Raw genomic sequence first — 12,095 nt, forward strand, 5'->3', positions numbered from 1 at the left:
TTAAGTATGATGGCAAGAGCAGCAAAATCCAAACCGCTCCGTGACGTCGCCGAGCTCACCAAGGCGCAGGCCAAGGTCGAGCTCATGCGGCTCGCGCTCGAGCTCGAAGGGCATGACAAGCGCTACTATCAGGATGACGCGCCCACCGTCACCGACGCCGAATACGACGCGCTGCGCCAGCGCTTCAATGCGATCGAAAAACGCTTTCCGGAATTCGTCAGCGCGGAATCGCCCTCGCAGAAGGTCGGCGCGGCGCCGTCAGGCCGCTTCAGGAAGGTCCGGCATGCCGTCCCCATGCTGTCGCTCGACAACGCCTTTGCCGAAGAGGACGTGCGCGACTTCGTCGGCCGCATCGTGCGCTTCCTGAAGCTCGACGACGACAAGATCGACTTCTCCGCCGAGCCGAAGATCGACGGTCTCTCGATGTCGCTGCGCTATGAGGGCGGCGAGCTCGTCACCGCCGCGACGCGCGGCGACGGTGCGGAGGGCGAGGACGTCACCGCCAATATCCGCACGCTCGAAGACGTGCCGCAGAAGCTGAAGGGCCGCAATGTCCCCGACATCTGCGAGGTGCGCGGCGAGGTCTACATGACCAAGAAGGCGTTCCTCGCGCTCAACGAGCGGCAGAAGGCCGCCGGCGACACGATCTTCGCCAATCCGCGCAACTCGGCGGCCGGTTCGCTCCGCCAGAAGGATCCGACCATCACCGCCTCGCGCCCCCTGGGCTTCTTCGCCTATGCCTGGGGCGAGATGAGCGCGATGCCGGAGGAGACGCAGACCGGCATGATCCACTGGTTCGAGCGCTGCGGCTTCAAGACCAATCCGCTGACCAGGCTGTGCCACTCGGTCGAGGAGCTGATCGCGTTCCACCAGAGGATCGAGGAAGAGCGCGCCGAGCTCGACTACGACATCGACGGCGTCGTCTACAAGGTCGACCGCATCGACTGGCAGGAACGGCTCGGCTTCGTCTCGCGCACGCCGCGCTGGGGCATCGCGCACAAATTCCCCGCCGAGCAGGCCATGACGGTCCTGCGCGACATCGAGATCCAGGTCGGCCGCACCGGCTCGTTCACGCCGGTCGGCAAGCTCGAGCCGGTCGGCGTCGGCGGCGTGATCGTGCAGAACGTCACGTTGCACAATGAGGACTACATCAAGGGCATCGGCAACAAGGGCGAGGTGCTGCGCGAGGGGCGCGACATCAGGATCGGCGACACCGTCGTGATCCAGCGCGCCGGCGACGTCATCCCGCAGGTGGTCGACGTCGTCCTCGACAAGCGGCCGAAGACTGCCAGGGAATTCCACTTCCCCAAGACGTGCCCGTGCCCGCTGCACACCGACGTCACGCGCGAGGAGACGGCCGCCGGCGAAGAGGGCTCGCGCGCCCGCTGCACCGGCGAGTTCGCCTGCCCCTATCAGAAGATCGAGCACCTCAAGCTGTTCGTGTCGCGGCGCGCCTTCGACATCGACGGCCTCGGCGAGAAGCAGCTCCAGTATTTCTTCGACGAAGGTTTTGTGAAAGAGCCCGCCGACATCTTCACGCTGGAGAAGCGCAACGCGAAACTCAAGCTCGAGGAGATCGAGGGTTACGGCGCCACCTCCGTGCGCAACCTCTTCGCCGCCATCGAGAGCCGGCGCAGAATCGCGCTCGAGCGCTTCGTCTATGCGCTCGGCATGCGCCATGTCGGCGAGACCACCGCGCTGGCGCTGGCGCGCGGCTACGGCTCCTGGGAGGCGTTCCACGACGCCTGCCTCAAGGTCGCCAAGGGCGACGAGGAGGCGATGGCGGACATGGATGCGCTCGACCAGATCGGCGACACCGTGATCAAGAGCATCGCCGATTATTTCGGCGAGAGCCACAACCGCGGCATCGTCGAGCGCCTGACCAAGGAGGTCGAGATCGTCGACGCCGAGAAGCCGAAGAGCAACTCGGCCGTCGCCGGCAAGACCGTGGTGTTCACGGGCTCGCTGGAGAAGATGACGCGGGATGAAGCCAAGGCCACCGCTGAGCGGCTCGGCGCCAAGGTGTCGGGCTCGGTGTCGAAGAAGACCGATCTCGTCGTCGCCGGCCCGGGCGCCGGCTCGAAGCTCGCCGAGGCCAACAAGCACGGCGTCAAGGTGCTGACCGAAGACGAGTGGCTGAAGCTGATCGGGGAGTGATCTTGATTCCGTCATTCCGGGGCGATGCGAAGCATCGAACCCGGAATCTCGAGATTCCGGGTTCGCCTCTTTGAGGTGCCCCGGAATGACGGAGAAAAATCCCTCTACATCATCCCGCTCTCTTCCTCCTCCGCCTGTTCGATCAGCGTGTCGCTCACCACGACCTCGCGGCGAGGGACGACGAAGATCATCATGCAGGCGCAGAGCAGCGAGATCGCGAGCACGGCGGAGGTCAGCGGCAGTGTCGTTGAGGAGTGGCCGCCGAGATAGGCGCCGAATTGCGACATCAGCGCGCCGATGCCCTGCTGGAGGAAGCCCATCGCGCCCGACGCGGTACCGGCCGCTTCGGGGCGGATGCTGATCGCACCGGCGGCGGAATTCGCCATCACGAAGGCATTGCCGGCCATCACGATCATCTGCGTGCCGAACAGCCAGGCGGGCGCTTCATTCCAGCCGGCGAAACTCCAGAACAGGTTCAAAAGGCTGCCGCCGAGCTGAAGGCCGAGCCCGAACCAGATCAGCTTTTCCAGCGAATGGCGCGGCGCGAAGCGCACGCAGAGCAGATTGCCGACGAGATACGCAAAGCCTGACGTAGCAAACCACGCGCCGTATTCGGCGCTGCTGCGGCCCATCTGCGTCACCACGATGTAGGGGCCGCCGCCGGCGAAGGTGAAGATGATCTGCGAGGCCAGCACCTGGCACATCACGAAGCCGACGAAGGCGCGGTTCCTGATCAGGGTGCCGATGTCGGCGCGAAAGCCGCTGCCGGCGGCGCGGCTGCGACGCGTTTCCGGCAGCGCCACGGCGATGCCGACGGCGACCGCAACTGCGCCGATGGTGATGGCGTAGAAGATCGCGCGCCAGCCGAACGCGGTCTCGATCAGGCCGCCGGTGAGCGGCGAGAGCATCTGTCCGATCATCAGGGCCGCGACGACGAGGCTGATCATGGAGGCGACGCGCTGGCGCTCGTAGATGTCGCGGATGATGGCGCGGCTCACCACCATGCCGGTGGCGCCGCCCAGCGCCTGGAAGAAGCGTGCGGCGATCAGTTGCGGCAGGTTCTGCGCGAAGATGCAGGCAACGCTCGCCGCCACCATCAGCGCGAGCCCTGCGAGCAGCACCGGGCGCCGCCCGAACTTGTCCGACAGCGGCCCCATGATCAGCTGCGAGCAGGCGATGCCGACCATGAAGAGCGACACCGTCATCTGCGCGATCGAGATGTCGCTGCCGAAGTTCGTCGCCAGCACCGGCAGCGCCGGAACCAGCATGTAGAGCGAGATCGGCGCAATGCCGGTCATGACGACGAGCAGCAGCAACACCACGCGCGAGGTCGCGATGCTCTTCATTGCCGCTTCCGGCGGCCTGCTGATCATGCCGTGCATGCGTGTCCGTCTCTGACAGTTCGAATCGGACTGTAGCGTGCTCGCGCAAGACGGATATCGGCGTTTTGGAATGCGGCTATTCGGATTTTGGGACGGTTATAATAACAGCGCGATGGAGACCGACTGGGGCGCACGTCTCGTTCCACCAATGCGGTGTCATTCCCCGCGAAGGCGGGGAATCCAGTATTCCAGGGACGGAAGTGGGATACGGAGACGCTGCGGCGTACTGGATGCCCCGCCGGAGCCTGTCATCGGGCTCGCCGAAGGCGAGACCCGGTGGCGGGGCATGACGGCTGTGGGTGAGGGAAGCAGCCTTGCGCAAATCGCGTAGTGCTATGCGCTGCACTCTGAATGACGACCTTACGCCTTCAGCTCCGCCGTCGCCTGATCGAGCCACGCCTTCGTTGCCTCGTCCAGCGCCGGCCCTACCTCGGCCCGCACACGCGCGTGGTAGGCATTGAGCCAGTCGAGCTCGTCCTTGCTCAGCATCGCCACGTCGATCAGCCGGCGGTCGATCGGTGCCAGGGTCAGCGTCTCGAACGCGTTCATCGGCTTCTCGGCACCCTTGATGTCGGCGGCGACGACCAGCTCGAGGTTCTCGATGCGGATGCCGAAACCGTCGGTCTTGTAGTAGCCGGGCTCGTTGGAGAGGATCATGCCGCGCTTCAGCGGCGTGGTGCCGAGCTTCGAGATCCGCGCCGGCCCTTCGTGAACACTGAGATAGCTGCCGACGCCATGGCCGGTGCCGTGCTCGAAATCGACGCCGGCGGCCCAGAGATATTGCCGCGCCAGCGTGTCGAGCTGAGCGCCATTGGTGCCGTCGGGGAAGATCGCGCGCGCGATCGCGATGTGGCCGCGCAGCACGCGGGTGAAGCGGTCGCGCATCTCGCCCGTGGGCTCGCCGATCGCCATGGTGCGCGTCACGTCGGTGGTGCCGTCTTCATATTGCGCGCCGGAATCGATCAGCAGCAGGTCGCCGGGCGCGATGCGCCGGTTGCTCTTGCGGGTGACGCGGTAGTGCACGATGGCGCCGTTCGGGCCGGTGCCCGATATTGTCGGGAACGACACATCCTTCAGCGCGCCGGTGTCGCGGCGGAATGTCTCCAGCGCCTCCACCGCGTCGATCTCGGTGAGCTTGCCGCTGGGCGCCTCGCGATCGATGAAGGCGAGGAAGCGCGCCAGCGCCACGGCATCGCGGCGATGCGCCGTCTGCGTGCCCTTGATCTCGGTCGCGTTCTTGACCGCCTTGAGCAGCGCAATCGGATCGCTGCCGCGCACCGGCTTGCCGCCGGCGCCGGCGATCAGCCGGCTCAGCGCGTCGGCCGCGGTGGCATTGTCGAGCGCGATCGCGGCGCCGCTCTTGGCCAGCGCCATCAGCGTCGGCGCCATCGCATCGGGCTCGCGCACGTCGGCCGATTGCTCGAGATGGTCGCGCGTCAGGTTGGAGAGCTTGCGGTGGTCGATGAAGATGGTCGGCCGGCCGTCCTTCGGCACCAGCGCGTAGGACAGCGGCAGCGGAGTATGCGCGACGTCGGCGCCGCGGATGTTGAAAGTCCAGGCCACCGCATGACTGTCCGACAGCACCAGCGCATCGGCGCCGAGCTTGGTGATCTCGCTTTTGATCTGAGCCAGCTTCTCGGCCTCGCCGATGCCGGCATGTTGCACTCCGTGCACGGCGACGGGAGCAAGCGGCGGCTGCGGCCGGTCGTGCCAGACCGCGTCCACCGGGTTGCTGTCGACCGCCACCAGCTCGGCGCCGGCCCTGGTGCAGGCGGCGGCGAGGCGCTCGGCTGCCGCAAAAGTGTGCAACCATGGGTCAAATCCGAGGCGGTCGCCGGCTTTCAGATGCGCCGACACCCAGCTCTCCGGCGGCGGGTCGACCAGCGATTCCACCGCCCAGGCCTTTGCGTCGACCTGCTTGGCCGCCTGGATCGTGTAGCGGCCGTCCACGAACAATGCGGCTTCGCGGGTCAGCACCACCGCCAGTCCCGCCGATCCGGTGAAGCCGGTCAGCCAGGCGAGCCGCTCTTCCGAGGGCGCCACATATTCATTCTGCTGCTGGTCGGCGCGCGGAATGACGAAGCCGGTCAGCTTGCGGCGGGCGAGTTCTTCGCGGAGCGCCGCAAGGCGCGCCGTCAATGCGACGCCGGCCTCGGGCTCTTCGAATGTCTGGAAGTGTGCTTCGAACATGGTGGACCACTTTAGGATTATGGGGATCGCTCCGCAATGTGGACGCATTCGCGGCGCATCTGGCATGGACTGTGCTTGAAAAAGTTCCGCTTGAGTCGAGTGGAGTAAAGGGATGCGGCCTTTGAGCTCCGTCCGGATAACAGGGAAATTCGAGCAAGTGTTTCTACTCAACGGCGAGGGGACACACGATGCCAGCGTTCACGTTTGAGAAGATTTCGCCGCCGGCTCGCCGGGCCCCGGCCACAACCACACCGAAGAAGCCGCGCGGTCTCATCAGCCAGATGATCGACCGTTTCGCCGAGCGCCGCGCCCGGCGCGCCTTGCAGGGCGAGCGCGCGATGCGCCGGGACGAGAAGCCGGCGGAGTAGGCGGTGTTTGTTCACCTCGCCCCGCTTGCGGGGAGAGGTCGGATTGCGAAGCAATCCGGGTGAGGGGGACTCTCCGCGAGTCCAGTTCTCACCGCCCCCGTGGAGACTCCCCCTCACCCCAACCCTCTCAGCGCGAGCGAAGCTCGTCGCGGCCCCGCATCCGCCTTCGCCACAGCTTCGGCGGACAAGAGCGGGGCGAGGGAGCACACCGCCGTCGCGGATGCTTGATCAGCTTACCCTACCTTCCGCAGCAGCAGGCTGCTCCACCCCTCGATCCGCAAATGCCGCAGCGGCACGAGGCCGCGTGCGCGATAGGCGGCGATCACGGCGGGGGCCTGGTGCGTCAGCAGGCCGGAGAGGATGACGCGCGCGCCGGGCGCCAGGTGCCGCGCCATCGGGCTCGCCAGGTGCCGCAGCGGATTGGCAAGGATGTTGGCCAGCACCAGGTCGAACGGGCCCGCCCGGGCAAAATCCGGCGCGGCGAAGCCGGTGGCGCGGATCACCCGCACATGGTGACCGACTTCGTTCAGCCGGCCGTTCTCGGCCGCCACCCGCACGGAGGGCGGGTCGATGTCGGAGGCAAGCACGGCGCGATGCAGTGCCTTCGCCGCCGCGATGGCCAGCACGCCGGTTCCGGTGCCGAGGTCGAGCACGTTGCTCGGGCGGGAACTCTTCAGGACATGGTCAAGCAGGAGTAAACAGCCGCGCGTGGTGCCGTGATGGCCGGTGCCGAAGGCGAGCGCCGCCTCGATCTCGATCTTGAGCTTGTTCGGCGCGACGCGGTCGCGGTCATGGCTGCCGTGCACGACGAAGCGTCCGGCCGGCACCGGGACGAGGTCTTCCAGGCTGGCCTTGACCCAGTCCTTGGCTTCGACGGTGTCGAAGGCAAGCGTGTCGGCGATCTCATTTCCTGCCGAATTTACAACGAGTTCGCGCAGCCAAGCCTGGTCCGGCGCATCCGCAAAATGCAGCGTGACGTCCCATTGTCCGTCCGGCCGTTCGAAGGCGGCGACCGCGGCATCGCCTTCGAAAAACACCTCGGTGAGCACGTCGACGACGCGCCGGGCCGCGGCCTCGCTGCCGATCGAAAAGCTGGCGCGATGGGTGGGGGAAGGCTGCATGCTAGGGTTCCGTCAGGTTCAATTTTCGGAACTTTTGTTCCCAATTTTCCGCATAACTTGCGGTTCCGGGATTAACCCGTCCGAAGGTTGCGCTCCGTAGATTTTCGGATGTTGGGGCGAACCAACGCAGCTTGAAATAGAAATGGAGGCGAGTCTTGACGCGCATGATTTTGAAGTTCTGGTCCAATGAATCTGGTGCGACCGCAATCGAGTACGGCCTTATCGCGGCCGGTATCGCGCTGGCGATCATCACCGTGGTGAACGGCCTGGGCACCACGATGAACGAAAAGTTCACTTCGATTAGCACCTCCTTGAAGTAATTTCCGCCTCCCATTTCCCAGCGGGGGCACCTTTCTTCGTAGGCAATGTCTGACTAGCGCCCGCTCGGGAATTGCTCCTGGCGGGCGAAGTCATTTTCCCGCGTGCGATTCCCGGCCGGTATCCACGGGTTGTCCGCCATTTGCCAGAGCGTTATCCACCGGCTCGTCCCGTCGTTGGCCAGCGGTTTTCCACCGCCTTTCCCCAGACTTGTCCCGATGGTCCGGTGCCGCCATCCCTCTACTGGGCACACACCTCTCGACAGCCTGTCCACAGCCCATCCACAGACCTATCCACGGCTTCCGAACAGCGACCGGTGATCCCGCAGGATCGCTTGTGCTGCGTTGTGGCCGGGGGCGCCGGTGACGCCGCCGCCGGGATGGGCGCCGGAGCCGCAGTGATAGAGGCCTTTCAGGGGGCCGCGATAATCGGCATGGCCCAGCATCGGCCGTGCCGAGAACAGCTGGTTCAGCGTCAGTGCGCCGTGGAAGATGTCGCCGCCGAGGAGGCCGAACTGCCGTTCGAGATCCAGCGGCGAGAGAATCTGGCGGCCGAGCACGCTTGACGCAAAACCCGGCGCGTAGCTGTCCACCGTCGCGATCATGAGATCGGCGACCTCGCCGCGATGGTCGTCCCAGGATCTGCCGTCGGGAAGCTCCGGCGCGACGTGCTGGCAGAACAGGCTCGCGACATGCTTGCCTTCGGGCGCCAGCGTGTCGTCGAGCGTGGAGGGGATCAGCATCTCGACCACGGGTTCGCGGCTCCAGCCGTGCGCGCGCGCATCGAGAAAGGCCCGGTCCATGTAGCCGAGGCTCGGCGCCAGGATGATGCCCGAGGTGAGGTGATCGCCGTCATCCGGCAGCGCCGTGAAGGAGGGCAGGCGGTCCAGCGCCACGTTCATGCGGAAGGTGCCGGAGCCGTTCTTCCAGTGCCGTATGCGGGCGAGGAAGTCCTTCGGCAGGGCGTCGGCCGCGATCAGCCGCGTATAGAGCAGCTTTGGATTGACGTTGGCCGCGACGTATTTCGCCCGGATCGTCGCGCCGTTGTCCAGCACGACGCCGACGGCGCGGTCGCGTTCGACGATCACCTCGCGCACGCCGGCGTCCGTGTCGATCGCCACGCCCCGGCCCTGCGCGGCGCGCGCCATCGCCTGGGTGATCGCGCCCATGCCGCCGATGGCGTGGCCCCAGACGCCCTTCTTGCCGTTCACCTCGCCGAAGGCGTGATGCAGCATCACATAGGCCGAGCCGGCGGCGTAGGGGCTCGCATAATTGCCGACGATGGCATCGAAGCCGAACAGCGCCTTGACCAGATCGTGCTCGAAGCGCTCGTCAAGCGTCTCGCCGGCCGAGCGGGTGAAGAGATCGAGCAGGCTGCGGCTTTGCTCCAGCGTGAGGCCGCGCAGGATGTTGGCGCTCTGCAATGCGTTCACGGCCTCGCGGATCGCGTTGGTGCCAAAACCGTCGAGCAGGTTCGGCGGCGCGCGCAGCACGAACTGCCGCAGCACGTCGGCGATGTCTTCCAGCTCGCGCGAGAAGCCGTCGAGTGCCTCCGCATCATGCGCGCTCAGCCGCGCGACTGACGCTTTTGTCCGTCCCTCGCCGGTGAGCAGATAGCTGCCGTCCGGCGCTGGCAGAAAATTCTGCGCCCGCCGTTCGACGATACGCAGGCCCTGCTCGGCAAGCCCGAGGTCGCGGATCACCTGCGGATTGAGCAGGCTCACGGTGTAGGCTGCGACAGAATTGCGGAAACCCGGATGAAACTCCTCCGTGACCGCCGCCCCGCCGACCACCTTGCGACGCTCGACCACGCGCACGCGCAGCCCCGCCATCGCGAGATAGGCCGCGCAGGTGAGGCCGTTATGGCCAGCGCCGATGATGACGACGTCGGTTTCGGTCATGGGAGCTTCTGAATGTTCCACAGTCATTCCGGGGCGATGCGACGGGACCGCGTAGCGCGGCCCGGAGCATCGAACCCGGAATCTCGAGATTCCCCGGTGCGCAACTGCGCACCTGTGGTCTGGTCCTTCGGACCATCCCGGAATGACATCTCTATATCAAGCATTCCTCGCTGCAACATCACGAGCCCCTTTATTGCCCGTTCAGGCGCCTTGTGCTCCATTGCGCCCCGTCCGGCGCCCGCCGGAGGAACTATCCGACGCGAACCGGTGCCCACTTCGCCGGAAAACGCTTTTGCCGGAGCTTTCATGGATTCGATCGTGCAACCCGCCGCCACGGAGCAGCCGTCGTCGTCGCGCAACCGGCTGCTGCTGGCGGTCTACACCGCTGCGATCTTCGTCAGCGCGCTGCTGCTGTTCTCGGTGCAGCCGCTGTTCACGAAGATGGTGCTGCCGCGTCTGGGCGGCTCGCCGGCGGTGTGGTCGGTCGCCATGGTGTTCTTCCAGTCGCTGCTGCTGGCGGGCTACGCCTATGCGCATCTGTTGATGCAGGTCCGGAACCGGATCGTTCCGGTGGTGGTGCATCTGGTGTTGCTGGCCCTGGCCTTCGCCACGCTGCCGCTCGGCATCGCCACCGCCTATGGCGAGCCGCCCGCGTCGGGCTATGCGGTCTGGCTGCTCGGCCTGTTCGTGGTCTCGATCGGACTGCCGTTCTTCGCGCTCGCCGCCAACAATCCGCTGTTGCAAGCCTGGTTCGTCCGCACCGGCCATCCCGCCGGACACGATCCCTATTTCCTCTATGCCTCCTCCAACATCGGCAGCTTCCTGGCGCTGTTGTCCTATCCGTTCCTGCTGGAGCCGATGTTCACGCTGCACACGCAGAACCGGTTCTGGACCGGCGGCTATGGCCTCCTGATTCTCCTGATCGCCGCCTGTGGCGTGCTGCTGCTGCGCTCGCCAAAACTGGCGGTGGTCGATGCGCGGACCGAGGAGATCAACGCGCCGGCCCCCGGCCTCGTGACGCGGCTGCGCTGGATCTTCCTCGCCGCGGTGCCGTCGGGACTGCTCATCGCCGTCACCGCGCACATCTCCACCGACGTCGCGGCAGCGCCGCTTCTGTGGGTGCTGCCGCTGTCGCTGTACTTGCTCACCTGGGTGGTGGTGTTCCAGTCGCGACCGCTGCTGCCGCACAAATGGATGCTGATGCTCCAGCCGGTCGCGATCGCGGGCGTGGTCTTCCTGCTGGCCTTCGGGGGCGAACAGAATCTGCTGCTGACGCTCGGCGGTCATCAATTGTGCTTCTTCGTCATCGCCATGGCCTGTCACGGCGAATTGGCGCGGACCCGGCCGGCCGCCAAATATCTCACCGGCTTCTATGTCGCGCTGTCGTTCGGCGGCATGGTCGGCGGCCTCTTTGCAGGCCTCGTTGCTCCATTCACCTTCTCATGGATCGCCGAATATCCGATCCTGATCGCGCTCGCGGCGCTGTGCCGCCCGTCCGCCAACGAGCGTGTTGCCCGCATCGTCAAATGGTACTGGCTGGCGCTCGCCGCGCTCGCGGTGGCGCTCGTTGCGCCGTCCTACACCACAGGCAGCCTTTCGACCTGGTTCGAGGACCACCGCGTCTGGGTCGCCGGCTCCGTCGGCGTGCTCGCCGCGCTGCTGGCATTGGCGCTCAATGCCAGCCGCTGGAAGATCTTTGCCACGGTTGCGCTCGCGCTGGCGTTGATCCGTGTCTATCCGGCGGACGAAGGCCGCGTCACCACCGTGCGCAGCTTCTTCGGCGTCCACAAGATCGTGGAGACGCCCGGCGGCTATTTCCACGTGCTGATGCACGGCACCACGATCCACGGCGCCGAGCGCTTCCGCAACAATGACGGCACGCCGGTCACCGGGCGGCCCGAGGCGATCACCTATTATCACAAGGACGGCGGCATCGGTCAGGCCATCACCGCGCTCCGCGAGCGCAAGGGCGCGCCGCTGAAGGTCGCCGCGATCGGCGTCGGATCGGGCACGCTCGCCTGCGCCGCCGAGCCCGGGGAGAGCTGGAAATTCTTCGAGATCGACCAGTCGATGGTGGATGCTGCGCGCGACCCGAAGAATTTCCGCTACATCTCGAGCTGCCTGCCGGACCTGAAGCCGGTGATCGGGGACGCACGCCTGACCTTCGCGAAGGAGCCGGACGGCGCCTATGACTTGATCATCGTCGATGCCTATTCGTCGGATGCGATCCCGATCCATCTTGCGACCGAGGAGGCGATGAAGATCTACAAGGACAAGCTCGCTCCGCACGGCGCCGTGGTGATGCACGTGTCCAACCGGCATCTCGATCTCGAAACCGTCGTGGTCGGCATCGCCGACGCCAACGATCTCAAGAGCTGGGTCTTCAACGAGGATTCCGGGCGGGATGCCGACTACATCTTCTCGACCGACGTCGTCATCTCCGCGCGCGAGGAGGCCGACGTCGGCAAGATCGCCTCGTCCAAGGTCTGGGAGCAGACCGAAGCCGACGACAGGGTGCGGGTCTGGACCGACGATTATTCCAACATTTTGGGCGCGCTGTATCGGCGCTTGAGGGATGGGGAGTAGGTTCTTGCGATGTCTCGTGCCCCGGACGCAGCGCAGCGCTTCTTCAGCGGTGCGCTGCAGAGCCGGGGCCCAT

At 66.0% G+C, this 12,095-nt stretch carries 8 protein-coding genes; 4 read left to right on the plus strand and 4 right to left on the minus strand.

All coding sequences use genetic code 11. The features are described 5' to 3' along the window. The first annotated feature begins 9 nt into the window (after positions 1–9). On the plus strand, positions 10–2,157 hold the full coding sequence (gene ligA / locus ACVWW6_RS18425; protein WP_271551613.1) for an NAD-dependent DNA ligase LigA: 2,148 nt from the start codon (positions 10–12) through the stop codon (positions 2,155–2,157). Between the two features lie 104 nt (positions 2,158–2,261). Here ligA and ACVWW6_RS18430 read toward each other — a convergent pair whose 3' ends face one another. Beyond that, on the minus strand, positions 2,262–3,539 hold the full coding sequence (locus ACVWW6_RS18430) for a multidrug effflux MFS transporter (protein WP_456681190.1): 1,278 nt from the start codon (positions 3,537–3,539) through the stop codon (positions 2,262–2,264). Between the two features lie 360 nt (positions 3,540–3,899). Further along, the gene (locus ACVWW6_RS18435) at positions 3,900–5,729 is read right to left on the minus strand and encodes an aminopeptidase P family protein (RefSeq protein ID WP_456681191.1); all 1,830 of its coding nucleotides are present in this window, start codon (positions 5,727–5,729) and stop codon (positions 3,900–3,902) included. A 188-nt stretch (positions 5,730–5,917) separates the two neighbouring features. On the opposite strand from ACVWW6_RS18435, the gene ACVWW6_RS18440 reads away from it, so the two are divergent. After that, positions 5,918–6,097, plus strand: coding sequence for a hypothetical protein (locus ACVWW6_RS18440; protein ID WP_375762299.1), 180 nt, complete (start codon positions 5,918–5,920; stop codon positions 6,095–6,097). 233 nt (positions 6,098–6,330) lie between these two features. On the opposite strand, the gene ACVWW6_RS18445 is transcribed toward ACVWW6_RS18440, so the two are convergent. Next, entirely contained in the window at positions 6,331–7,218 is an 888-nt protein-coding gene (locus ACVWW6_RS18445) for a 50S ribosomal protein L11 methyltransferase (protein WP_011089328.1), read from the minus strand. A 164-nt stretch (positions 7,219–7,382) separates the two neighbouring features. Between ACVWW6_RS18445 and ACVWW6_RS18450 the strand changes: the two genes are divergently transcribed. Then, positions 7,383–7,538, plus strand: coding sequence for a Flp family type IVb pilin (locus ACVWW6_RS18450; protein WP_011089327.1), 156 nt, complete (start codon positions 7,383–7,385; stop codon positions 7,536–7,538). Positions 7,539–7,825: 287 nt separating this feature from the next. Here ACVWW6_RS18450 and ACVWW6_RS18455 read toward each other — a convergent pair whose 3' ends face one another. Further along, the gene (locus tag ACVWW6_RS18455) at positions 7,826–9,436 is read right to left on the minus strand and encodes a phytoene desaturase family protein (RefSeq protein WP_456681192.1); all 1,611 of its coding nucleotides are present in this window, start codon (positions 9,434–9,436) and stop codon (positions 7,826–7,828) included. Positions 9,437–9,742: 306 nt separating this feature from the next. On the opposite strand from ACVWW6_RS18455, the gene ACVWW6_RS18460 reads away from it, so the two are divergent. Further along, positions 9,743–12,022, plus strand: a complete 2,280-nt coding sequence (locus tag ACVWW6_RS18460; RefSeq protein ID WP_456681193.1) for a spermidine synthase — start codon at positions 9,743–9,745, stop codon at positions 12,020–12,022. Positions 12,023–12,095: the final 73 nt, after the last annotated feature.

The sequence above is a fragment of the Bradyrhizobium sp. USDA 3311 genome (assembly GCF_054062495.1).